This window comes from Hydrogenophaga sp. A37 (genome assembly GCF_002001205.1).
Classification (GTDB): domain Bacteria; phylum Pseudomonadota; class Gammaproteobacteria; order Burkholderiales; family Burkholderiaceae_C; genus Hydrogenophaga.
This window is the reverse complement of the sequence record NZ_MUNZ01000116.1, coordinates 50879-73304: the sequence shown is the minus strand read 5'-3', so window position 1 is coordinate 73304 and position 22426 is coordinate 50879. Positions and strand designations below refer to the sequence as shown.

Here is a 22426-nt window from a genome sequence, read left to right as displayed (position 1 = left end):
GTGCTCGGGTGGGGGCGGGCTGGAGGTTCATGCCTTCAAGAATATGCATTACAGGTGTAATGTGTATTGGGGTTTCCCCGACACAAAACCCCCAGGGTCTTCAGGGTCGGTGAATATGATGGTCGTCATATTCGTGAAACAATCGCGCCATGGCAACCGCACCCGGCCGCAAGGCCCTGACCCACGAACGCATCGTCGACACCGCGGCGCGGGCGATCCGGCGCGCTGGCTTCGCCGGGGTCGGCGTGGCCGACATCATGAAAGAGGCGGGGTTGACCCACGGCGGCTTCTACGCCCACTTCCCGTCGCGCGACGCGCTGCTGGTCGAGGCCCTGGCCCATGCCGGGCAGCAAAGCGCCGAGCGCCTGAGCCAGGGCAACGCACAGCGCGAGGCGCGCGGCGCCAGCCCGTTCCGCGCGCTCGTCGACAGCTACCTCTCGGACCGCCACCTGAGCGGCACCGAAAACGGGTGCGCGGTGGCGGCGCTGGTTTCCGAGATGCCGCGCCAGTCGGCCGAGGTGCGCGCCGCGGCCGTGCAGCGCGTGCGCAGCCTGATCGAGCGGGTCGCACAAACCTTGCCTACCGACACCGCGCCCGACAGCGCTGCCGCCATCGCCAGCCAGATGGTGGGCGCGCTGCAGCTCGCGCGGGCCTTGGGCGACAACGCCGAAGGCCGGGCCTTGCTGGCCGCCAACCGCAGCGCCTTGCTGGCGCGCCACGACGCTCCTTCATCGGCGGCCTGAGCCATGTCCGCCATGTACCCGCCCGCCAGGGCATTCCTTTCGGCCTGATCAGAAATATGACGGTCGTCATAAAAATGAGCGCTGCGCCGGGCCGTTCCCAGGCCAGCCCGCAGTGCATTGCAACAACGCACGGAGACACCCCATGACCGCAACCATCGCTCAGGCCCGTGTGCAGCAGATGCTGCACGCGCCGCTGCTGCCCACGCTGCTTCGCCTGGCCACGCCCAACGTCATGGGCCTGTTCTCGACGACCATCGTGATCGGCTACGACGGCTACATCCTCGGCCGCGTGGGAGCGGACGCGCTCGCCGGCATCGCGCTGGTGTTCCCGCTGTCCATGTTGATGTTGCAGATGTCGGCCGGCGGCATCGGCGGTGCCACCACCGCCGCCGTGGCGCGAGCCCTGGGCGCCGGGCGCAATCGGGACGCCAGCCGCCTGGCGCAGCAGGCGCTGCTGCTCGCCGCCTTGCTGGCGGGGCTGTTCATGCTGGTCATGCTCGGTTTCGGGCGCGGCATTTTTGGCGCCATGGGCGGGCGCGGTGCCGCGCTCGAAGCCGCGCTGGTGTATTCGAACGTGCTGTTCAGTGGCGCCCTGCTCATCTGGTTGACCAACGTGCTGGCCGCTGTGGTGCGCGGCGCGGGCAACATGGTGCTGCCCTCTCTGATGCTACTGGGCACCGCACTGCTGCACCTGGTGCTGTGCCCGCTGCTGGTGTTCGGCTGGGGGCCGGTGGCTGGCATGGGCATGGCCGGCGCGGCCACCAGCACGCTGGCCGTGAACGCCGTGGCCACGCTGGTGATGGCTGCTTACCTGTGGCGCCGCGACGGCGCCGTGCAGCTGCGGGCTTCGCCCTGGCGCCTGCACCTGCCGCTGCTGCGCGACATCCTGCGCGTGGGCCTGCCCGCGTCCTTGAGCCCAGTGATCAGCAACGCCTCCATCGCCGTGACCACCGCTTTCGTGGGCAGCTACGGCACGGCCGCGCTCGCGGGCTACGGCGTGGCGGCGCGGCTCGAATACATCCTGGTGCCGATCGCCTTCGGCTTCGGCACTGCGCTGACCGCGATGGTGGCCACCAACATGGGCGCAGGGCAAACCGTGCGCGCCGTGCGCGTGGCCTGGGCCGGTGGCGCGGTGGTGGCTGCGATCACGGGCGCCATCGGCCTGGCCACGGCCATCGCACCGGCGCTGTGGATGGGCCTCTTCACGAGCGATGCCGAAGTGCTCAGTGTGGGTGCCGTGTACCTCAACATCGTGGGTGGCTGCTACGCCTTCTTCGGGCTGGGCCTGGCGCTGTTCTTTGCTTCGCAGGGCGCGGGCCACATGTTCTGGCCGCTGGCCGGCAGCATGGGCCGCCTCGTGATCCTGGTGGTCGGCGGCTGGCTCTGCGTGCACACGTTCCAGACCCCCGCGAGCGGCCTCTTTGCTGTCGTCGCACTCAGCCTGGTCGTCTACGGTTCCACCCTCGCCATCGCGATCCGCATGGGGAGCTGGGAGCGCTGACGCCGGGCTCCATCGGTAGCACGGTCACGGGTTTGCGCAGCCGGCCGGCCGGGGGGACGGCACGGGGAACCTGAAGGACCCGCTGGGCCAGATCGACCCCGACTCGGGTAATCTTGTCCTGGGGCTCCTCTTTCCAACATGGGTTTCAGCTTGACTTCCAAAGCGCATGCCAAACGGTGGCCGTCACAGAGCAATACCTTGCGAGCCACGCTCCTCTTTGCCCTGGTGATCGCGCTCGCCGGCAGCTGCGCAGCGCAGGGCCAGGGTGACGCGATCCCGTATCGGACCATGGTGCCTGTGTCCATCGATGGCAGGCCCTACAAGTTGGAACTGTCGGTGCACAAACCCGCAGGGGCTGGTCCGTTCCCGACACTGGTCTTCAATCACGGCTCTACAGGCTACGGCACGGACCCCAGTCGCTTCACCCGGTCAGTTGAGAACCACAGCATTGCGGCTTTCTTCGTGTCGCTCGGCTGGGTGGTGGTCTTTCCGGCGCGCCGTGGCCGCGGCGGCTCCGAGGGCGAATACGACGAGGGCTTCTCGGTCCCCAGGTTCCTCGGCTATTCCTGCATACCTTCGCTGTCACTTGCAGGCGAGCAGCGCGCACTCAAGGACATCGGCGCCGTCTGGGAGGCCGTCTCGGCGTTCCCGTTCGTGGACCCTCGCCGCATGGTCATTGGCGGCCAATCGCGCGGCGGCGCCCTCAGCGTTGCTTTTGCGGGCACGCACGCAAGTACTGTCAAGGGCGTCATCAACTTTGTCGGCGGTTGGCTCGGCAGTCCGTGCCCTACCGCTGCATCCGTGAATGACCACGTCTTCCGCGCTGGCGCCGCCTATCCTGGTCAATCGCTGTGGCTCTATGCGAGCGGCGACCGCTACTACAGCCTTGCGCAGTCGAGTTCCGCTCACCAGAGCTTTCTCGCTGCCGGCGGTCGTGCCAGCTTCCACTCCTATGAGATTTCATCTCCGTACGGTCACGATTTGCACCGCCGCCCCGATCTCTGGGGCAAAGATGTACTCAAATACCTTCGAACTCTCCACGGCGGCGGCTGACTGAGGCCCCATTTCCGTTCCCGCGGTTCCGTCGCCATCAGCGCCACAAAGGGTTGTTCGGGCTGTCTCACCGCCCAACCCTCGCCGCCAGGGCCGCCGGACCAGGCGGCAGATAACATGCCTGGCCACCGCCATGGACCAGACCAACATGCCCCAAGCTGCCACCGAGCTGACCCCCGCATCCTTCATCGCGCAAGCGCTCAGCAACCCCGTCAACGCCGAGTTGCTGCAGCGGCTGGACAGCCTGCGCCTGCCCCAATGCCACCTGACCGCTGGCTGCCTGTTTCAGGCCGTGTGGAACCGGCAAAGCGGCCGGGCGCCCGATTGGGGCGTGAAGGACCACGACGTTTTCTACTTCGACGCCGCCGACCTCTCGTGGGAAGCCGAAGACCGCGTGATCCGCGCCGTGCAGGCGCTCACCGCCGACCTGGGCGTGACCGTGGAAGTGAAGAACCAGGCGCGCGTGCACCTGTGGTACCGCGACCGCTTCCAGGCCGACTACCCCCAGCTCACCCGCACCACCGACGGCATCGACCGCTACCTCATCGCCTGCACCTGCGTGGGCATCGACACCCACAGCCGCGCCCTGTACGCGCCCAACGGGCTGGACGAACTGCAACGCGGTACCCTGCGCATGAACCCGCGCTTCGCGCAGCCCGCCATGTTTCGCGACAAGGCGCGCAGCTACCAGGAACGCTGGCCGTGGCTGAGCATCGTGCCGGCGGAAGAAGAGGGCGGGTCGCCCTCAGTCCGCTGAGCGGACCACCTTGCCCCGCCGTTCAGAATCATATGGAGATGCCCATGAAGCCAGAGGAAAACAAGGCCGTCCTGGCCGCAGTGTTCGCAGAGACCGCAAAGGGGAATGGACGCCCCTTCGTCGAGGCGCTGGCCGACGATGTGCAGTGGACCATCATCGGGACAACGCCCTGGTCGAAGACCTACGTGGGCAAGGAATCGGTTATCAAAGACCTGTTGCGCCCTCTTGGGCAGCAACTCGGCGGCGCCAGCGTCATTGCGGCGAGCCAGTTCATCGCAGAGGGAGACTTGGTCGTCGTCCAAGCCACGGGCCACAACACCACCGTGCGCGGGCAGAAGTACGAAAACGCTTACTGCTGGGTCATCCGCATGCGCGAGGGAAAAATGTGTGAGCTGACGGAGTACGCCGACACCCAGCTCATCGAGTCGGTGCTTCGTGAGCCAAACGCTCCGAGGTGAAGGCATGAAAGCGCAATGACCATGAAGGCCGTGCCGGCGGAAGAAGAGGGCCGCGCATGAAAACACACCCGGAACACCGCTTGACCATCGATCACCTTTTCATGTTCATCGAGCCCGGCGGCCCCGAGATCGACGCCCTGAAACGCCTGGGCCTGCAAGAGACCTACCGCCGCGCGCACCCCGGCCAGGGCACGGCCAACGTGTGCTTTGGATTCGACAACCTGTACCTTGAGTTGCTCTGGCTCACCAGCGAAGCCGAAGCCCGCTGCCCGGCCATAGAGCGCACCCGCCTGTGGGAGCGCAGCCAGTGGCGTGCGCTGGGCACCTGCCCGTTCGGCATCGCGTTCCGCGGCGACCTCGACAGCGAAGGCGCGCCCGCCTGGGACTACCGGCCACCGTACCTGCCCGGTGGCACGGCCATCCAGGTGGCGACCGCCAGCGACGACCCGGCGCTGCCCATGGTTTTCGTCTCGCCCGGCCACGAGCGGCCCATCGAATGGCCTCCCGCGCGACGCGGCACCCTGCAACACAGCGGCGGCTGGGGCGAGGTGTTGTGGGTCGACATCGGTCTGCCGTCACGCGCCGCTGCGGCCCCGCCGCTGCGCACCGTGGCTTCCGCCAGCAGCCCGCTGCGCATCACCGCGCGACCAGACGGCCGCCACAGCCTGCGCCTCGCGCTGGCCGATGCGCAGGGGCAGCACACCCACACGCTGGACCTCGCCTCCACCGGCCTCGGGCACTGGCGCGTCTCGCTCATCGACGAAACGCTGCCCGCGCGATCATGGCAACGTGCCTGGGCCGCCCTCGGCCTGACCGCGCCAGATGGCCTGATGCAGCGCCTGCTGGACGCCTGGGCCGAACCGCAGCGCCACTACCACACGCAGCAGCACCTGCGCGAATGCCTGGCCCTGCTGGAACCCGCCCTGGACCTGGCGCAGCACCCCGGCGAAGTCGAGCTCGCGCTCTGGTTCCACGACGCGGTGTACGACCCCAAGGGCAAAGACAACGAAGCCCGCAGTGCCGACTGGGCCACCGAAGCCCTGGCCCGGGCCGGCGCGGGCAGCGCGGTGCAGCAACGGGCACGCGCGCTCATCATGGTCACCTGCCACGACGCCGAACCGACCGACCCCGACGCCCGCCTGCTGGTGGACATCGACCTCGCCATCCTCGGCGCCGAGCCGGCGCGTTTTGCCGAATACGACGCCCAGGTGCGCGCCGAATACCGCTGGGTGCCCGGCGGGCTCTACCGACGCAAGCGAAAGGAAGTGCTGGCGGGGTTTCTGGCGGGGCCGACGATCTATGGAACCGGGCGGTTTCGGGAACGGTTTGAGGGGCCGGCGCGGGAGAATCTGCGAAGCGCTGGATAGGTGAAGGGCAATGGGCGACCCTGAGCAGCCACCCGCTGCCCGGCGCGCGCGGAACTGCAAGCTTGTTTTGCGTCGACTGGAGGAAAATGCGCTGTGAATCGAGAGGTGCCGCCAGCTCTGGGAGACACGCTTCGACGAGCTGGACAAGGTTGTCGAGGGATTGAAACGCAAGGAGAAAGTCGATGGACGCAGGAAGAAGCAGTCAGCCAAGCCCCATGAAGAATCGAATGTTGATGGAGCGGAAGTCCGAGCGTGAGCTCGTCGTCACACGAACCGTCAACGCCCCGCCGCACCTCGTGTTCGAGGCGTGGACCAAGGCCGAGCTGTTTCAACGTTGGTGGGTTCCGAAGTCGTTTGGCCTGACGCTGCTTTCCTGTGAGCTCGACGTTCGCGTGGGCGGCACCTACCGGCTCGTGTTCCGTCACCCTGCCGCCCCAGAGCCCATGGCGTTCCACGGCAGGTACCTGGAAGTGACATCGCCCGCGCGGCTCGTCTGGACCAATGAAGAGGCGGGCGGCAACGGGCAGATCACCACGGTCACGCTCGAGGAAAGGGCTGGGCAGACCTTGCTCGTCGTGCACGACCTCTATCCCTCGAAGGAAGCGCTCGACGAAGACATCAGCTCCGGTAGCACGGGTTGGAACGACGAGACGTTCGACCAACTTGACGAGCTTCTCGGCTCGTCATCCACGGACAGGTGAATCACCTTCGCTGAGCTCTTCGTGCTGCACAACAGGCGGCTGAACCGGTTAATGCGACGTGGTTATTTCAAGGTGGATACGACGTGGTGGCAGGACGCAGAGAAGATGGCGGGCCGCGATCTGAAGTGGCAATGCCACGGCCATTCAGAAGACCGGGCCACCAACACCGAAAGGATCTCGATGACCACCGCACTTGCACTCATCATCAAACACAAGACGCAGCCTGGCCAACGCGACGAAGTTCGAAAGGTCTGGGAGAAGCACATGGCACCGGCCATTGCGGCCAACCCGGGTCATACCGCTTACTTCTACTGCTTCGACAATGCAGACCCCGATTCCATCTGCGCATTCCAGCAATACTCGAGCGCTGAAGCGTCCCAAGACTTCCTGAAGACGAGCACCTACGCGGCGTATCTGAAAGACGTGGAGCCTTTGCTGGCAGGTCCCCCTCAAGTCACGGCGCTCACGCCCATGTGGTCCAAAGTGGCCTAACCCCACGGGCGCCCCATCGTTGAAGCAGAGGGCAACAAGATGAAGATGGTCCTCACGTCGGCGACGAATCCCGATGAGTACATGGCCTGTCTCGGTGGCTGGCAACACAGCTACGCACAGGCCTTGCGCTCGGTGGTTCGCAGCGCCGCACCCGAACTGGAAGAGCGGCTGAAGTGGGGCCACATCGTCTACTTTGCCCATGGCCCGGTACTGCTCATTCGGGCGGAACCCACCCGCGTGTTGTTTGGCTTCTGGGAAGGTCAGCGCCTGCGGCACATCGAGCCCCGCCTGAGGCCCGGTGGGAAGTACCAGATGGCCACCCTGGAGCTGAAGGAGGGCACGCCGTTCCTCCACGAAACCGCTGTTCGTCTGGTCACTGAGGCCGCTCAACTTGCCCGCCACGAGCCGCGCGCCGATCTGCAGGTCTCGTGATCCCAGTACGCCAGCATTGTCGGCACGCGATCGACAACGAGACGCGATCCCCGGCCGCCGGTGGGTGCCGCCCTCCCGCTTCAGACCCGGAACGCCTTGACGGCTTCGTCCAGCTGGCGTGCCTGATCGCTCATCGAGCCCGCCGCTGCGGCGGCCTGTTCCACCAGGGCGGCATTCTGTTGCGTGGAGCGGTCAATTTCACCCACGGATTTCCCCACGTCGGCAATGCCGACACGTTGTTCGCTGGCCGACTTGCTGATCTCGCCGATCAGCGCACTGACCTGGTTGACCGAGTTCACCAGTTCGGACATGGTGCGACCCGCCGCCTGGACTTGCTGGCCGCCGTCGCGCACCTTGTGCGAGGAGTCGTCGATCAAGCCTTTGATTTCTTTGGCCGCTGCGGCCGAACGCTGGGCCAGGTTGCGCACCTCGGCGGCCACCACGGCAAACCCGCGCCCCTGCTCGCCAGCGCGAGCGGCCTCCACCGCCGCGTTGAGGGCCAGGATGTTTGTCTGGAAGGAAATGCCGTCGATCACGCTGATGATCTCTTCGATGCGACGTGACGACTGTTCGATTTTCCCCATGGTGTCGACCACGCGCCCGACCACCTCGCCACCCCGGTGCGCCACCTCGCTGGCTTGCGTCGCCAGCCGAGCCGCTTCGCTGGCGTTCTCGGCCGTTTCGCGCACGGCGTCGGTGAGTTGCTCCATCGTGGCCGCGGTCTGTTGCAGGTGGCTGGCCTGGCGCTCGGTGCGCTCGGAAAGGTCCCGGTTGCCTTGTGCAATCTCGCCGGAAGCCTCCGAGATCTGGTCGGTGCTGTGTCGCACGTGTTGCACCACGTCGCCGAGACTGGCGGCCATGCCGTCCATGGCCTTCATGAGCGTGCCGAATTCATCGGCGCTCTGGATGCGTGCCCGGGCTCGCAGGTCGCCACTGGCCACTTCCTGTGCCAACCGGATCGATTCGTCCAGCGACTTCCGAATGCGCCGGGTCAACCCCAGGATCAAGACAGCGCCCAGCAGCACCACCACCGCAACGACCCCATTGCCCGCCCAGAACAGCTGCCACTGTCTGGCTTGCTGATCGCGGACGGAGGTGTCCAGTCGGCGTGTCTGACTTTCAGCAAACCGGTCGATGCCTTGGTGATACAGGTTCACCGCTGGCATGAATTTTTCTTCGAAGGCGTTCAAAGCCGCCGCGTCGTCGCCCGCAACACGGGCTTTGGAGATTTCACCCAGCGCATCCATGATGATGGGCGAGGAGCGCTCGATCTCAGCAATGATGGTTTGCTGTTCTGGGTCCGTGGCCCAAGATTTGATGTCGGCGAAATACTTGTCAATGGTCTCGATCCTGGGCCCGATCTCGGGGCCGAACAGGGAGGCAATGTCCGGATCTGCGCTGCGGTTGAGCGCCATGATCCGCACCGTGGTCGCGGTCGAATAGGCCTGCCACTCGGAGACTTGGCGCATGCGCTGAAACTCAACGTCACGCACAGACTCCAGCGTTTGCTGGCTGCGCGACTGAGCCGTGTAGCTCAAAATCATCTGTCCAGCAATGACCAGGCCCACCATGGCAAAAACGCCATACAGGCGCTTGACCACCGACCATTCGTTCCACGTCTTCATTGAGTTTGCTCCAACAGGTGCCCAATCGAGGGGAGTGGGTCTATGGAGTGCTATCGACCAACCCGGTGCTTCCTTGAGCATGGGTGGTTGCGGGCCCGGGCAACAGTGCCGTCAGCGCCGTCAGCGCCGCGCCAGGTCGTCCAGCAGCAACCGCGCCGTCGCCACGTTCGTCGCACACGGCACGTTGTGCACATCACAGGCGCGCAGCAGCGCGCTGATGTCGGGTTCGTGGGGCTGGGCGGTCATGGGGTCGCGCAGGAAGATCACGCAGTCCACCTCGCCCACGGAGAGCCGCGCGCCGATCTGCAAGTCGCCGCCGAGCGGACCGCTGAGCAGGCATTCCACGGTCAACCCGACTTCGGATTGAAGGCGCCCGCCGGTGGTGCCGGTGGCCATGAGCGTGTGTTGCTGGAGCAGGGCCGCGAACTCGGTGGCGAGGGTGACGATGGCGTCCTTCTTCTTGTTGTGGGCGACGAGGGCGATGCGCATGGGGGTCATCCTGCGGCGATCCGGCGCCGGGCCGCCCCAAGCCGGATCAGCCCCCTTGGGGGGGCAGCGACCCGCGCAGCGGCGGAGCGTGGGGGTCATTGCTTCTCCATTTGCTTGGCCATGGTTTTGCCCAATTCCACACCCCATTGGTCGTAGGCGTTGATGCCCCAGATGGCGGCTTGTACGAACACCTTGTGTTCGTACAGGGCGATCAGCGCGCCGAGGCGGTGCGGGGTGAGGGTGTCGAGCCAGACGGTGCTGCTGGGCACGTCGCCCTTGAAGCTGCGCTGGCTCACGAACACCTCGGCCTGCTCGGCGCTCAGGCCTTCGGCCATGAGCGCTTGCAGGGTGGCGGCTTCGTCGCGACCCAGGGCCAGGGCCTGGGCTTGCGCGCGCAGGTTGAGGTTGACGACGCGGTGGTGCTCTGCGGCCAGTGGCAGGGGTGTGTCTTCGGTTTCGACGCCGACAAATTCCACCGGCACGCGGTGCGTGCCCTGGTGCAGCAGCTGGAAGTAGGCGTGTTGCCCATCGATGCCGAGGCCGCCCCAGACGATGGGGCCGGTGTCGGTGTCGCAGGGCTGGCCGTCCTTGCGGATGCGCTTGCCGTTGCTTTCCATGTCCATCTGCTGCACGAAGGGCGCGAAGCGCACCAGGCGGCTGGGGTAGGTGGACAGCAGCTGGGTGGGGCAGTGCAGGAAGTTGCGGTTCCACACGCCGCTCATGGCGAGGATGACGGGCAGGTTCTGCGCCAGCGGCGCGCTGCGGAAATGTGCGTCCATGGCCTGGCCGCCGACCAGGAATTCGCGGAAGGCTTTCGAGCCGATGGCCACGGCCAGCGGCAGACCGAGCGCGGACCAGATGGAGTAGCGGCCACCGACCCAGTCCCAGAAGGTGAAGGTGTGATCGGTGGGGTAGCCGGCGGCGCCCGATTTCTGCGGCGCGGCGGTGATGGCGACCAGGTGCGGGCTTTGTGCGGTGCCTTCGATGCCAGCGTCTTGCAGCCAGCGCCGCGCGGAGGCGGCGTTGGTCATGGTTTCCTGCGTGGTGAAGGTCTTGCTGGCCACGATGATCAGCGTGGTGAGCGGGTTCAGGCCGCGCAGCGTGCTGTGCAGCGCCCAGGCGTCGGGGTTGCTGACGAAGTGCACGCGCACGCCGGTTTTGCCGTCGCTGCAGAGAGGGGCCAATGCGTCGGCCGCCATGCGCGGGCCGAGATCTGAGCCGCCAATGCCGATGTTCACCACGTCGGTGATGGCCAGGCCGGTGCTGCCTTTGACCTCACCTGCGCGCACGCGGTCGGCGAAGGCACAGACGCGGTCCAGCTCAGCCTGAACTTGCTGCTGGATGGCGTCGCCCCAGGGCGCATCGCTGCCGGTGGCGCCGGGTGTGCCGCGCAGGGCCGTGTGCAGCACCGCGCGCTGTTCGCTGGTGTTGATCACGTCGCCACGGAACATGGCGTCGCGCTGCGCTTCGACGCAAGCTTCTTTCGCGAGCGACATCAGGGCTGACCAGATGGCGCCGTCGAAGGCTTGGCGGGTGAAGTCCACACGGATGCCGGTGCCGTCGGCGGCGGCTTGAAGGGTTTCGCGGCCGGGTTGGACCAGGCGCTCGCGAAGGTGGGGCTGGGGCGCGGCGGCGAGCGTGGCGAGCTGTTGCCAGGCGGGGAGGGTAGTGGGGGAAACGGGGGTGTTCGACATGTGACGTCCTTCCGGAGGTTCAGAGTGTGTCATGGGCATTGGCCGTGCCGACGCGGGCGAGGCCAGGATGCCGCGGAACCGGCTTCGCCGGGCCGCTGGCATCGCCCCCTGGGGGGGTGACGCGAAGCGGCGCAGGGGGGTATCAGCTTGCCGCCAGTGCCGTGGCTTCGCGGGCCAACTGAGTGATTTTGGCCCAGTCGCCCGCCTTCAATGCGTCGGCCGGCGTGAGCCAGCTGCCACCGGCCATGGCCACGTTGGGCAGCTTCAGAAAGTCTTTCAGGTTCTCGGGGCTCACGCCGCCAGTGGGGCAGAACTGAACGTCCGGGATCGGTGCGCCCAGCGCCTTGAGCATGCCCAGGCCGCCGGCCTGCTGGGCCGGGAACAGTTTCATGAGCGAGAAGCCCTGCTCGCGGCGGTGCATCACCTCGCCGGGCGTCATCACGCCGGGGATGAAGGGCAGCTTGGCGGCCTTGACCGCTTCGACCAGCGCATCGGTCGCGCCGGGTGAGAGCGCGAAGGTGGCGCCGGCGTCGATGACGCGCTGCACCTCGGCCACGCGGGTCACCGTGCCCGCGCCCAGGTGCATCTGCGGCACGGCCTTGGCCACGGCTTCGATGGAAGCGAGCGCGGCGTCGGAACGCAGGGTGATCTCCATCACGTCGATGCCGCCTTCGAGCAGCGCGTGGGCCAGCGGCACGGCGTGGGCCGGGTCGGTGAGCACGATGACAGGGACGACGCGGGAGGTGAAAGCGGGGCGGGTGAAGCAGGTGGTGGTCATGGGTGTGTCCAGTTCAGGGGCGGTCGCCAAACAGAGGGGATGCGCCGGATTCGGCGGTGCTCGCATGGGTGCGGAACAGCCCAAACAGCTCGCGACCCGTGCCGTGCGCGTTGTGGCTCAGATCGGGGTGGCTCACGCTGCGCGCGGCCAGTGTGGCGGCGTCCACTTCCAGTTCCAGCACGCCGCGCTCGCAATCGAGCGTGATCCAGTCGCCGTCCATCACCTTGGCAATCGGGCCGTCGGCCAGGGCTTCGGGGCTGAGGTGGATGGCGGCGGGCACCTTTCCCGAGGCGCCGCTCATGCGGCCGTCGGTGACCAGCGCGACTTTGAAACCTTTGTCTTGCAACACGGCCAGCGGCGGCGTGAGCTTGTGCAGCTCGGGCATGCCGTTGGCGCGTGGGCCCTGGTAACGCACCACGGCGATCAGGTCTTTGTTGATCTCGCCGGCGTTGAACAGGGCCAGCAAATCCTGCTGGTCGCTCACCACCACGGCTTGCGCGCGCACCACGCGGTGCTCGGGCTTCACGGCCGAGACCTTGACCACGCTGCGGCCCAGGTTGCCCTGCAACAGGCGCAGGCCGCCGTCGGCGCTGAAGGGCTCGGCCACCGTGCGCAGCACGGCGGTGTCGCCGCTCTGCGAAGACACTGGGCGCCAGGCCAGCGCGCCGTGCTTCAGGCAGGGCTCGTTGGTGTACGCGGCCAGGCCCTGTCCCATCACGGTGGTCACGTCGCCGTGCAGCAGGCCGTTGCTCAGCAGCTCCTGCATGAGGAAGCCCATGCCGCCCGCTGCGTGGAAGTGGTTCACGTCGGCGCTGCCGTTGGGGTACACGCGGGCCAGCAGCGGCACCACGGCCGAGAGTTCGGCGAAATCGTCCCAGTCGATCAGCACGCCGGCGGCGCGCGCCATGGCCACGAGGTGGATGGTGTGGTTGGTTGAGCCGCCGGTGGCGAGCAGGCCGATGATGCCGTTGACGATGGTCTTCTCGCTCACGATGTCGGCCATGCAGATGGCGGCTTCACCGGTCTTGCCGGTGTTGGCCAGCGCGCGCTCCAGCGCGGCCTTGCTCAGCAGTTCGCGCAGCTCGGTGCCGGGGTTGACGAACGACGAACCGGGCAGGTGCAGGCCCATGATTTCCATCAGCATCTGGTTGCTGTTGGCGGTGCCGTAGAAGGTGCAGGTGCCGGGCGAGTGGTAGGCCTGGGCTTCACTTTCCAGCAGCGCGTCGCGGCCCACCAGGCCCTGCGCATACTGCTGGCGCACCTTGGCCTTGGCGTCGTTGGAGAGGCCGCTGGTCATGGGGCCGGCGGGCACGAACACGGTGCTGAGGTGGCCAAACTGCACCGCGCCCATGAACAGGCCGGGCACGATCTTGTCGCACACGCCGAGCATCAGCGCGGCGTCGAACACGTTGTGCGACAGGCCCACGGCGGTGGCCAGCGCGATCACGTCGCGCGAGAACAGCGACAGCTCCATGCCGGCCGCGCCCTGCGTGACGCCGTCGCACATCGCCGGCACACCCCCCGCCACCTGCGCCGTAGCGCCCAGCGCACGCGCGTGACCGCGGATCAGCTCGGGGTAGTGCTCATACGGCTGGTGGGCCGAGAGCATGTCGTTGTAGGCGGTGATCACGCCCACGTGCGGCGCGCGCTCGGCGTGGATTTTGAGCTTGTCGCTCGCGGGCAGGGCGGCCGTGGTGTGCGCCATGTTGGCGCAGCCCATGCCGCCGCGCTGCGTGCCGTTCTTGCGCTGCGCGGCCATGCTGGCGAGGTAGGCGCCGCGCGCGTCGGCGCTGCGTTCGGTGATGCGTTGGGTGACGCGGGCGAGGGTGGGGTTCAGTGGGGTGTTCATGTCGGGGTTCCTGTTCAGCTGATCCAGATGCTGATGGGAGTTTGTGTCTGGTTCAGTACCAGTGAAATCGGCAGGGCCACGTCGGCCTTTTCTGCGGCGCGGCCGTAGACGGCGAGCTTGCTCTCGCCCGAAATGGACAGCACCAGCTCGCGCGCGGCGAGCAGGGCGCTGAGGGTGAATGTCAGGCGGGCATGCGGCGCGGTGTCGGGTACCACCCAGGCCAGGCGCTCGTCGGTGGCGATGGCGCGGGCAAAACCTGGCGCGCCGGGGAACAACGATGCGGTGTGCGCGTCTTCGCCCATGCCGAGCACGGCCACGTCCAGCGGCCAGGGCAGGGCGGCGATGCGTTCGCTGGCATCGATCACCAGCGCGTCCAGCACCTCGGCGTTGTAGGTCGGCGCGAGTTCGCGGAAGAACAGCAGGAAGTGGGCTGCGGAGGCCTTGCCCTGCAGCAGGTGACGGGCGACCAGGGCGGTGTTGCTGTCGGCGTGGTCGCGCGGGACCACGCGCTCGTCCACCAACACGATGGTCACTTTCGACCAGTCCAGGTCTTGCTCGCGCAGCGCCTCAAACATGGGGATGGGCGACTTGCCGCCCGAGACCGCGAGGCTCGCCTGTCCGCGCGTGGCGATGGCGCTGCGCAGCGCGTTGGCGATGTGCGCGGCGATGGCGGCGGGTGTGGCGTTGGGATGTTCGGTCAACTGGGGGGTGGTCATTTGAGATGTTCGCGTTAAAGGGCGCTGTTGGCGGGCCTGCCCCTCACCCCAACCCTCTCCCCAGAGGGGCGAGGGAGTTGAAGCCCCCTCTTCCCGGAGGGCGTGGGAGCAACGGCCCGTCGCGTCGGCAGGTCTTGCCCCCTCTCCCGCTCGCGGGAGAGGGTTGGGGTGAGGGCCCCCGCAGGCGGTTCACGACTCTTCAACCCACGAAGAACCTTCCCGTGCCATCAGCGCAGAAGAAGCCGCTGGCCCCCAGCTGCCCGCCGTGTAGGCCTTGGGTTTTTCGTTGAGCTGTTCCCAGCCATTGATGATGGGTTCTACCCAGGTCCAGGCGGCTTCGAGTTCGTCGCGGCGCATGAAGTGGGTGAGGCGGCCTTTGATGACGTCGATCAGCAGGCGTTCGTAGGCCTCGGCGCGGCGGCCGGTGAAGGCCGATTCCAGGTCCAGATTCAGGCTCACCGGGCGCAGCTTCATGCCGCTGCCGGGTTCCTTGGCCATCATCTGCAGCTGGATGTGTTCTTCGGGCTGCAGACGGATCAGCAGCCGGTTGACCGACTTGTGCGCCGAGTCGTTGAAGATGGTGAAGGGCAGTTCGGCGAACTCGATGACGATCTCGGACTGGCGCGCCGCGAGGCGCTTACCGGTGCGCAGGAAGATCGGCACGTTGGCCCAGCGCCAGTTGTTGATGTGGGCCTTGAGGGCGACGAAGGTTTCGGTGCCGCTGTCTTCGGGGATGTTGTCTTCCTGCAGATAGCCCGCAGCGGCTTCACCACCCGAGGCACCGGCGCTGTACTGGCCGCGCACCGTGTCTTTGGCCACGTCGGCGATGGTCATGGGGCGCAGCGAGCGCAGCACCTTGAGCTTTTCGTCGCGCACGGCGTCCGGGTCGAGCGAGACCGGCGGCTCCATGGCCACGATGCACAGCAGCTGCAACAGGTGGTTCTGCACCATGTCGCGCATGGCGCCGGTGCCGTCGTAGAAGCCGGCGCGGCTGCCCACGCCCACGCTCTCGGCCACGGTGATCTGGATGCTTTTGATCTGCGGGCTGCGCCACAGCGGTTCGAAGATGCTGTTGCCGAAGCGCAGCACCATCAGGTTCTGCACCGTCTCCTTGCCCAGGTAGTGGTCGATGCGGAAAATCTGGTGCTCTTCGAAGTACTGGGCGACGTCGGTGTTGATCTGCCGCGCCGATTCGAGGTCGTGGCCCAGCGGCTTTTCCAGCACCACGCGCGAGCGCTCGTTGATCAGGCCCGCACCACCCAGGTGAGCGCAGATGCCGGTGAACAGGCTGGGGGCGGTGGCCAGGTAATACACGCGGTCGGAAGCGGTCTGCAGCTGGGCCCCGAGACCGGGGTAGTCGGTGGCGTCGGTGGCGTCCACACAGACGTAGTTCAGGCGGCGGATGAAGTCGCCCCAGGCCAGGTCGTTGTAGGCCTTGGCCTCGATGAAGCCGGGCACCTTCTCCTGAATGAAGGTCAGAAACGCCGCGCGGTCCCAGCTCTGGCGGCCCAGGGCGTGGATGCGTGTCTGCTCGGGCAGGTTGTTGTGCAGGTGCGCCATGTACAGCGCCGGCAGCAGCTTGCGCACCGAGAGGTCGCCCACGCCACCGAAGATCACCAGATCAAGCGGGGCCGCCGGGGTTGTGTTGGAGCTGGTTGTGGCCATGGGTCTAATAAAGTTACGTTGTTTTGGCGATGATAGTGTAATCAAGTTACACGCTGGTTCCCAATTCGCATCGTCTGCATGCAAGCACCGTGCAAGGGCGCGGCACCTTGCCTCAGATGGCCCGGAACACCGGCCGGGCGCTGGCCACGCGGGCCTGCGCCTGGGCCAGGCTGGGCGGCACGCAGCCGGTTTCCATGACGCACAGGCTGGCGCTGGCGATGGCGTGGCCGAGGACGTGCTGCACGTCGGCGGCATCGAGGTTCAAGTCTGCGGCGGTGCGCGCGGCCTGCATCGCCGGGCGCTGCAGCAGTGCGACCAGCATGCCGGCGAGGAAGCTGTCGCCCGCGCCCACGGTGTCGGCCACCGTGACCGGCACCGACTCAGCGCCGTGCCAGCCGCTGCCGTCGCGGTTCAGGATCACCGCACCCTTGGCGCCCAGCGTGAGCGCCAGCCAGCGCGCGGGCGTTTTTGCCATCAGCTCGCGGGCGGCGACCAGCGGGTCGGCGTGGGTGAAGCCCAGCGTGGCGAGGTCGTCGTCGCTGACCTTGACGATGTGGGCTTCGCCCAGTGCGGCCATCACGCTGGCCTGGTAGGCCGCCATGTCGGGGACGATGGCAGGGCGCAGGTTGGCGTCCACCACCACCAGGCGGCCCGCCGCGCGCTGCGCCTGCAGCCAGGGCAGGTATTTGTCGCTGTCTTCGGCCACCAGCGCCAGGCAACCGGTGGCGATCACCGAGAGCTGCGGCTGCGCCGCGCATTGGGCCGTCATGTCGGCAGCGCTGACGTCGCGGTCGGCCACGCCCTCACGGTAGAAGCTGTAGCTGGCCTTGCCCTCGGCGTCCAGACTGACCAGGGCGAGCGAGGTGGGCTGGTGCACCGGAGCGGGGCGTGCCAGGGTCACGCCGGCTTCAACGATGGCCTCGGCCATCCGTCGGCCGAAGCGGTCGCGCGAGAGCGGGTTGAGGTAGAGCGTGCCCACACCCTGCAGCCCGAGCGCGCGGGTGAGGTTGTAGACGGCGCCGCCAGCGCAAGGGCGCAGGCGGTCATCGGCCTCCGTGATCATGTCGATCAGGGCCTCGCCCGCGGTGGCGACCTGAACAGGAACGTGTGTTGTCGTCTTAGGGAAAACCATAACTAAATCCAGTTGATTTATTAAATGTGTTCGAACTATAGTTCAGGCACTCCGCAGCCATCTTCGTGAAAACCCGAAGGCCCTGACTGCAGAGCGCCACATCCATCCGTCGGTCCTTCATCCATCCTCCTGAGGAGACACCTGTGAAAAAAATCGCTTCCACCTTCGTGTTCACCGCCCTGACCCTGGCCGTGGGCGCCGCCGCCGCTCAGGCCCAACCCGTGATCGGCCTGATCACCAAGACCGAGTCCAACCCCTTCTTCGTGAAGATGAAGGAAGGCGCTGACGCCGAAGCCAAAAAGCTGGGTGCCAAGCTGATCGCCGCTGCCGGCAAGACCGACGGCGACAACGCCGGCCAGGTGACCGCGATGGAAAACATGATCGCCGCTGGCGCCAAGACCATTTTGATCACCCCGAGCGACGCCAAGGCCATCATCCCCGCCATCAAGAAGGCGCAAGCCGCTGGCGTGATGGTCATCGCCCTCGACAGCCCGACCGACCCGGCCACCGCCGTGGACGCCCTGTTCGCCACCGACAACTACAAGGCCGGCGTGCTGATCGGCGAATACGCGAAGGTCGCCATGGCCGGCAAGAAGCCGGTCATCGCCACGCTCGACCTGTTCCCCGGCCACCCGGTGGGCGCCCAGCGCCACAACGGTTTCCTGAAGGGCTTTGGCCTGACCGCACCGGACGCCAAGAGCAACGACCTGGGCGGCGCCAAGGCCGGCGTGGCCTGCATGGCCGACAGCTTCGGTGACGCCGCCAAGGGCCAGACCGGCATGGAAAACTGCCTGCAGAAGAACCCCGGCATCAACCTGGTCTACACGATCAACGAACCCGCCGCCGCCGGTGCCTACAAGGCACTGAAGGCCGCCGGCAAGGAAAAAGACGTGGTCATCGTCTCGGTGGACGGCGGCTGCGCCGGCATCAAGGACGTGGGCGCTGGCGTGATCACCGCCACCTCGCAGCAGTACCCGCTGAAGATGGCTTCGATGGGTGTGGCCGCTGGTGTGGAATACGCCAAGACCGGCAAGAAGGTCAGCGGCTACGTCGACACCGGCGTGACCCTGATCGCTGCCAAAGCCGTCAAGGGTGTGGACAGCAAGGACGTGAAGATGGGCACGGACCTGTGCTGGGGGAACAAGTAACTCCCCCCTGCGCCGCTTTGCGGCTTCCCCCCTCTCTGGCGCGCCTTCGGCGCTTGGAGGGGGGACGGCACCATAGGGCCGGCGGAGCCGGACCCTGGGTGCCCTTGGTGGGTATCGCCTCGCTTCGCTTGGCGACTTTCGCCTTGACCGCTTCTTGAGATTCATTTGACTGAGAGAGCCTGCGTCAGACAGGCACTCCGTTTGCAGCTCACCTGCCCTTGCGGGCGGTGGTTGCAACTCCTTCTTCTCTGATTGGACGGGCCACCGCCATGAATGCCATCAAAGCCAAACTTCCGCCCATGGGCACCCTCGGGCCGTTCATCGCCCTGCTCGGTGCCTGCATTTTCTTTTCGACGCAGAGCGACCGCTTCCTCTCGTTGCAGAACTTCTCGCTGATCATGCAGCAGGTGATGGTGGTGGGCACCATCGCCATCGGCCAGACACTGATCATCCTGACCGCCGGCATCGATTTGTCGTGCGGCATGATCATGGCGCTGGGCTCCATCGTCATGACCAAGATGGGCGCCGACTTCGGTTTGTCAGCCCCCGTCGCCATCGCGCTGGGCATTGGTGCCACCACGCTGTTTGGCCTGGTCAACGGCCTGCTGGTCACCAAGGCCAAGCTGCCGCCCTTCATCGTCACGCTGGGCACGCTGAACATCGCCTTCGCCATCACCCAGCTGTACTCGGGCTCACAGACCATCACCGATGTGTCCGAGGGCATGACCTGGCTGGGCAACTCGTTCCGCATCGGCCAGACCAACATCCTCTACGGCGTGGTGCTGATGCTCGCGCTCTACCTGATCACCTGGCTGTTCCTGCGCGAGACCGCGCCGGGCCGCCACATCTACGCCGTGGGCAACAGCCCCGAGGCCACGCGCCTCACCGGCATCTCCACCGACAAGGTGCTGCTGGGCGTGTACGCACTGGCCGGCGTGTTCTACGGCCTGGCCTCGCTGCTCTCCGTGGCCCGCATCGGCGCCGGTGACCCCAACGCCGGGCAGACCGAAAACCTCGACGCCATCACCGCCGTGGTGCTGGGCGGCACCAGCCTGTTTGGCGGTCGCGGCATCATCCTCGGCACCCTGGTGGGCGCCCTGATCGTGGGCGTGTTCCGCAACGGCCTGACGCTCATGGGCGTGTCCTCTGTCTATCAAATTCTTGTGACCGGTGTGCTCGTCATCCTTGCCGTGCTGACCGACCAGATGTCCCGCAAAGGAGTGCGTTGAAATGACCATCGATACCTCCTCTCCCCTCGTGATCCAGGCCAAAGGCCTCGTCAAGCGCTATGGCCAGGTCACCGCGCTGGACGGCGCCGACTTCGAACTGCGTGCCGGTGAAATCCTGGCCGTGATCGGCGACAACGGTGCCGGCAAGTCCTCGCTCATCAAGTGCCTGGCCGGCGCCACGATTCCCGACGAAGGCGAGATCTACCTGGACGGCCAGCGCGCCCACTTCAAGAGCCCCATCGACGCGCGTCGCGCCGGCATTGAAACCGTGTACCAGGACCTCGCCGTGGCCCCCGCCATGACGATTGCGGAGAACCTGTTTCTCGGCCGCGAGATCCGCCGCCCCGGTTTCCTGGGCAGCGTGCTGCAGATGATCGACAAGAAGAAGATGCTGGCCGAAAGCATCTCGCGCATGAACGACCTCAAGGTCGGCATCCGCTCCATGACGCAGGCGGTGGAAACGCTCTCGGGCGGCCAGCGCCAGTGCGTGGCCGTGGCGCGCGCCGCGGCCTTCGCGCAGCACGTGGTGATCATGGACGAACCCACCGCCGCGCTGGGTGTGAAGGAGGGCAACATGGTGCTGGAACTGATCCGCCGTGTGCGCGACAAGGGCCTGCCCGTGATCCTGATCAGCCACAACATGCCCCACGTCTTCGAGATCGCCGACCGCATCCACATCGCCCGCCTGGGCAAACGCGCCGCGGTGGTCAACCCGAAGAAGATCAGCATGAGCGACACGGTGGCGGTGATGACGGGCGCGATGACCGTCGACCAGCTGCCGGCCGAGGTCCTTGCTTGAAAGACCCAGATGCTCAAAGGCATTGATCCCCTGCTCAGCCCCGACATGCTCAAGCTGCTCGCCGAAATGGGCCACGACGACGCGGTGGTGCTGGCCGACGCCAACTTCACCGCCATGAGTCTCGGTGCCGGCAAGCCGGTGCTGCGCCTGCCGGGCGTGGGCATGCTGCGCACGCTGCAGGCGGTGGTGAGCGTGCTGCCGCTGGCAGAAGACGTGAGCCACCCGGTCGCCTACATGCACGTGAGCGACACGCCAGAAGGCTACCGCTCGGCGCTGCAGCGCGAGGCCATCGACCTGCTGGCCGGTGCCGGCCTGCCGACCGAGCGGGTGGAGGCCGTGGAGCGCTACGCGTTCTACGAGCGCGTGAAGAAGGCCTACGCCATCGTCGTCACCGGTGAGCTGGAGCCCTGGGGCAACTTCATCCTGCGCAAAGGTGTGTTGGGCCAGCCTCTGCGTGCGTGACCATGTCACACTCGGTTACCGTGACCGATCCGCATCTTCAAGACACCACCGAAAGCTCGCCCGCCGTGGTGACCGCGGGCGACATTGCGGACGCGCCGCGCCTGCGCCAGCGTGGCTCCAACCAGGTGGGCATGCGCCAGTTCAACGAGCGCGTGGTGCTGCAAGCGCTGCGCGTGCACGGCAGTCAGCCCAAAGCCGAACTCGCGCGACTGACCGGGCTCACGGCCCAGACCATCGGCCTGATCACCGCCCGGTTGGACGAAGACCAACTACTGACCCGTGAAGCGCCGGTGCGCGGCCGGGTGGGGCAGCCCTCGGTGCCCATTGGCATGAACCCTGACGGCGCCTTCGCGATCGGCATCAAGATCGGGCGCCGCAGCGCCGACTGGCTGCTGGTCGATTTTCTCGGCCGCGTGCGCCAGCGCATCGTGCTCGACTACCCGTTCCCCGATGCGGCCACCTTGTTGCCCGCCATCGGTGCCCATCTCAATCGCTTGCTCGACGGCCTCGGCCCGCTGCGCAGCCGCGTGGTGGGCGTTGGCGTGGCCGCGCCGTTCCAGCTGGGTGGCTGGCACCGCATGCTGGGCCTGACGGAAGCCCAGGCGCATGACTGGGGCCAGATCGACCTGGGCACCGAGGTGCAGGCCCTGACCGACCTGCCCGTGAGTTACGCCAAAGACACCTCGGCCGCCTGCGTGGCCGAGCTGCTGCAGGGCCGGGGCCGCGAACTGCACAGTTTTCTCTACCTCTTCATGGACACCTTCGTGGGCGGCGGTCTGGTGATCAACTCCCACTTGCACCGAGGCGTCAACGGCAACGCGGGTGCCGTGGCCTCGCTGCCCTTGCAGGTGGCGGTGCCGGGCGTGAAAGAGCTGCCACCACAGCTGATCAGCCAGGCCTCGTTGTGGGACCTGGAGCAGCGCTTCCGCGAGCACGCTTTGGACCCCATGGCCGCCTACGATGCGCGCGCGATGCAGGCACCCTGGTTGCCCTACACCCGCGAGTGGATCGACCGCGCCGCGCTCGCGCTGGCGCACTGCATCGTGGCCGGCACGGCCTTTCTCGATGTCGAGGCGGTGGTGATCGACGGTGTGGTCGCGCCCGACCTGCTGCGCGACCTCTGGGCACGCACCGGCGAAGCGCTCAAGGCCTACAACCTCGAAGGCCTGCAGGGCCTGCCGCGCCTGGAGCTGGGCAGCATCGGCTCGGACGCTCGCGCGCTGGGCGGGGCCTTGTTGCCGTTGCACGCCTGCTTTGCGCCGGACCGGGACATCTTCTTGAAGACTTGACCCACCCCCATCGCTTGCCCACTGCGTGTGGCCGCTCCGCCCCTCAA

At 66.8% G+C, this 22426-nt stretch carries 22 protein-coding genes; 14 read left to right on the top strand and 8 right to left on the bottom strand.

All coding sequences use genetic code 11. The features are described 5' to 3' along the window. Window positions 1-149 precede the first annotated feature (149 nt). From B0E41_RS14825 to B0E41_RS14785, 9 genes are all read left to right on the top strand, one after another. Window positions 150-743: a TetR/AcrR family transcriptional regulator gene (locus B0E41_RS14825; RefSeq protein WP_077331929.1), complete on the top strand. Its 594-nt coding sequence runs from the start codon at window positions 150-152 to the stop codon at window positions 741-743. 142 nt (window positions 744-885) lie between these two features. Next, window positions 886-2244 (top strand): MATE family efflux transporter, encoded by a 1359-nt coding sequence (locus tag B0E41_RS14820; protein WP_077331928.1) that lies wholly within the window; start codon window positions 886-888, stop codon window positions 2242-2244. 138 nt (window positions 2245-2382) lie between these two features. Next, window positions 2383-3297 carry an acetylxylan esterase gene (locus B0E41_RS14815; RefSeq protein WP_077331927.1) on the top strand — a complete coding sequence of 305 codons (915 nt, stop codon included), beginning with the start codon at window positions 2383-2385 and terminating at the stop codon, window positions 3295-3297. A 133-nt stretch (window positions 3298-3430) separates the two neighbouring features. Beyond that, a complete protein-coding gene (locus B0E41_RS14810; protein WP_253194878.1) occupies window positions 3431-4054 on the top strand; it encodes a nucleotidyltransferase family protein in 624 nt (207 codons plus the stop codon). Between the two features lie 44 nt (window positions 4055-4098). Continuing rightward, window positions 4099-4512, top strand: coding sequence for a nuclear transport factor 2 family protein (locus tag B0E41_RS14805; RefSeq protein WP_171984774.1), 414 nt, complete (start codon window positions 4099-4101; stop codon window positions 4510-4512). A gap of 80 nt (window positions 4513-4592) precedes the next feature. Beyond that, window positions 4593-5879 (top strand): VOC family protein, encoded by a 1287-nt coding sequence (locus B0E41_RS14800; protein WP_171984773.1) that lies wholly within the window; start codon window positions 4593-4595, stop codon window positions 5877-5879. A 215-nt stretch (window positions 5880-6094) separates the two neighbouring features. Continuing rightward, complete coding sequence (locus B0E41_RS14795; protein ID WP_253194876.1) at window positions 6095-6580, top strand: SRPBCC family protein; 486 nt, start codon at window positions 6095-6097, stop codon at window positions 6578-6580. 21 nt (window positions 6581-6601) lie between these two features. Beyond that, window positions 6602-7072, top strand: a complete 471-nt coding sequence (locus B0E41_RS14790) for an antibiotic biosynthesis monooxygenase (RefSeq protein WP_253194874.1) — start codon at window positions 6602-6604, stop codon at window positions 7070-7072. 39 nt (window positions 7073-7111) lie between these two features. After that, on the top strand, window positions 7112-7504 hold the full coding sequence (locus B0E41_RS14785) for a DUF1801 domain-containing protein (protein WP_077331923.1): 393 nt from the start codon (window positions 7112-7114) through the stop codon (window positions 7502-7504). Window positions 7505-7584: 80 nt separating this feature from the next. Here B0E41_RS14785 and B0E41_RS14780 read toward each other — a convergent pair whose 3' ends face one another. The 8 genes from B0E41_RS14780 to B0E41_RS14745 form a co-directional block, all read right to left on the bottom strand. Then, window positions 7585-9129: a methyl-accepting chemotaxis protein gene (locus B0E41_RS14780; protein WP_171984772.1), complete on the bottom strand. Its 1545-nt coding sequence runs from the start codon at window positions 9127-9129 to the stop codon at window positions 7585-7587. Window positions 9130-9249: 120 nt separating this feature from the next. Next, window positions 9250-9627, bottom strand: a complete 378-nt coding sequence (locus tag B0E41_RS14775) for a methylglyoxal synthase (protein ID WP_077331921.1) — start codon at window positions 9625-9627, stop codon at window positions 9250-9252. 86 nt (window positions 9628-9713) lie between these two features. Beyond that, entirely contained in the window at window positions 9714-11312 is a 1599-nt protein-coding gene (gene pgi / locus B0E41_RS14770) for a glucose-6-phosphate isomerase (RefSeq protein ID WP_171984771.1), read from the bottom strand. A gap of 142 nt (window positions 11313-11454) precedes the next feature. Beyond that, window positions 11455-12090 carry a bifunctional 4-hydroxy-2-oxoglutarate aldolase/2-dehydro-3-deoxy-phosphogluconate aldolase gene (gene eda / locus B0E41_RS14765; protein WP_077331919.1) on the bottom strand — a complete coding sequence of 212 codons (636 nt, stop codon included), beginning with the start codon at window positions 12088-12090 and terminating at the stop codon, window positions 11455-11457. Window positions 12091-12103: 13 nt separating this feature from the next. After that, window positions 12104-13939, bottom strand: coding sequence for a phosphogluconate dehydratase (edd, locus tag B0E41_RS14760; protein ID WP_077331918.1), 1836 nt, complete (start codon window positions 13937-13939; stop codon window positions 12104-12106). Window positions 13940-13953: 14 nt separating this feature from the next. Further along, complete coding sequence (pgl, locus tag B0E41_RS14755) at window positions 13954-14655, bottom strand: 6-phosphogluconolactonase (protein WP_077331917.1); 702 nt, start codon at window positions 14653-14655, stop codon at window positions 13954-13956. A gap of 189 nt (window positions 14656-14844) precedes the next feature. Next, window positions 14845-16320, bottom strand: a complete 1476-nt coding sequence (gene zwf, locus B0E41_RS14750) for a glucose-6-phosphate dehydrogenase (RefSeq protein ID WP_077331916.1) — start codon at window positions 16318-16320, stop codon at window positions 14845-14847. Between the two features lie 112 nt (window positions 16321-16432). Beyond that, the gene (locus tag B0E41_RS14745; RefSeq protein WP_077331915.1) at window positions 16433-17452 is read right to left on the bottom strand and encodes a PfkB family carbohydrate kinase; all 1020 of its coding nucleotides are present in this window, start codon (window positions 17450-17452) and stop codon (window positions 16433-16435) included. Between the two features lie 143 nt (window positions 17453-17595). On the opposite strand from B0E41_RS14745, the gene B0E41_RS14740 reads away from it, so the two are divergent. The 5 genes from B0E41_RS14740 (at window position 17596) to B0E41_RS14720 (ending at window position 22379) form a co-directional block, all read left to right on the top strand. Then, the gene (locus B0E41_RS14740) at window positions 17596-18600 is read left to right on the top strand and encodes a sugar ABC transporter substrate-binding protein (protein WP_143433844.1); all 1005 of its coding nucleotides are present in this window, start codon (window positions 17596-17598) and stop codon (window positions 18598-18600) included. A gap of 269 nt (window positions 18601-18869) precedes the next feature. Then, window positions 18870-19829, top strand: a complete 960-nt coding sequence (locus B0E41_RS14735; protein ID WP_077331913.1) for an ABC transporter permease — start codon at window positions 18870-18872, stop codon at window positions 19827-19829. A 1-nt stretch (window position 19830) separates the two neighbouring features. After that, a complete protein-coding gene (locus tag B0E41_RS14730) occupies window positions 19831-20628 on the top strand; it encodes an ATP-binding cassette domain-containing protein (RefSeq protein ID WP_077331912.1) in 798 nt (265 codons plus the stop codon). A 9-nt stretch (window positions 20629-20637) separates the two neighbouring features. Further along, the gene (locus tag B0E41_RS14725) at window positions 20638-21090 is read left to right on the top strand and encodes an RbsD/FucU domain-containing protein (protein ID WP_077331911.1); all 453 of its coding nucleotides are present in this window, start codon (window positions 20638-20640) and stop codon (window positions 21088-21090) included. Between the two features lie 131 nt (window positions 21091-21221). Further along, window positions 21222-22379, top strand: a complete 1158-nt coding sequence (locus B0E41_RS14720) for an ROK family transcriptional regulator (protein ID WP_253194883.1) — start codon at window positions 21222-21224, stop codon at window positions 22377-22379. The last annotated feature ends 47 nt before the right edge of the window (window positions 22380-22426 follow it).

What these genes read in the sequence shown, in the direction of transcription:
- zwf (WP_077331916.1), bottom strand. Translation starts at nt 16,320, where the DNA reads ATGGCCACAACCAGCTCCAACACAACCCCGGCGGCCCCGCTTGATCTG.
- B0E41_RS14725 (WP_077331911.1), top strand. Translation starts at nt 20,638, where the DNA reads ATGCTCAAAGGCATTGATCCCCTGCTCAGCCCCGACATGCTCAAGCTG.
- B0E41_RS14730 (WP_077331912.1), top strand. Translation starts at nt 19,831, where the DNA reads ATGACCATCGATACCTCCTCTCCCCTCGTGATCCAGGCCAAAGGCCTC.
- B0E41_RS14775 (WP_077331921.1), bottom strand. Translation starts at nt 9,627, where the DNA reads ATGACCCCCATGCGCATCGCCCTCGTCGCCCACAACAAGAAGAAGGAC.
- edd (WP_077331918.1), bottom strand. Translation starts at nt 13,939, where the DNA reads ATGAACACCCCACTGAACCCCACCCTCGCCCGCGTCACCCAACGCATC.
- eda (WP_077331919.1), bottom strand. Translation starts at nt 12,090, where the DNA reads ATGACCACCACCTGCTTCACCCGCCCCGCTTTCACCTCCCGCGTCGTC.
- B0E41_RS14780 (WP_171984772.1), bottom strand. Translation starts at nt 9,129, where the DNA reads ATGAAGACGTGGAACGAATGGTCGGTGGTCAAGCGCCTGTATGGCGTT.
- B0E41_RS14805 (WP_171984774.1), top strand. Translation starts at nt 4,099, where the DNA reads ATGAAGCCAGAGGAAAACAAGGCCGTCCTGGCCGCAGTGTTCGCAGAG.
- B0E41_RS14720 (WP_253194883.1), top strand. Translation starts at nt 21,222, where the DNA reads ATGCGCCAGTTCAACGAGCGCGTGGTGCTGCAAGCGCTGCGCGTGCAC.
- B0E41_RS14810 (WP_253194878.1), top strand. Translation starts at nt 3,431, where the DNA reads ATGGACCAGACCAACATGCCCCAAGCTGCCACCGAGCTGACCCCCGCA.
- B0E41_RS14795 (WP_253194876.1), top strand. Translation starts at nt 6,095, where the DNA reads ATGAAGAATCGAATGTTGATGGAGCGGAAGTCCGAGCGTGAGCTCGTC.
- B0E41_RS14745 (WP_077331915.1), bottom strand. Translation starts at nt 17,452, where the DNA reads ATGGTTTTCCCTAAGACGACAACACACGTTCCTGTTCAGGTCGCCACC.
- pgi (WP_171984771.1), bottom strand. Translation starts at nt 11,312, where the DNA reads ATGTCGAACACCCCCGTTTCCCCCACTACCCTCCCCGCCTGGCAACAG.
- B0E41_RS14785 (WP_077331923.1), top strand. Translation starts at nt 7,112, where the DNA reads ATGAAGATGGTCCTCACGTCGGCGACGAATCCCGATGAGTACATGGCC.
- B0E41_RS14820 (WP_077331928.1), top strand. Translation starts at nt 886, where the DNA reads ATGACCGCAACCATCGCTCAGGCCCGTGTGCAGCAGATGCTGCACGCG.
- B0E41_RS14735 (WP_077331913.1), top strand. Translation starts at nt 18,870, where the DNA reads ATGAATGCCATCAAAGCCAAACTTCCGCCCATGGGCACCCTCGGGCCG.
- B0E41_RS14825 (WP_077331929.1), top strand. Translation starts at nt 150, where the DNA reads ATGGCAACCGCACCCGGCCGCAAGGCCCTGACCCACGAACGCATCGTC.
- B0E41_RS14815 (WP_077331927.1), top strand. Translation starts at nt 2,383, where the DNA reads ATGGGTTTCAGCTTGACTTCCAAAGCGCATGCCAAACGGTGGCCGTCA.
- pgl (WP_077331917.1), bottom strand. Translation starts at nt 14,655, where the DNA reads ATGACCACCCCCCAGTTGACCGAACATCCCAACGCCACACCCGCCGCC.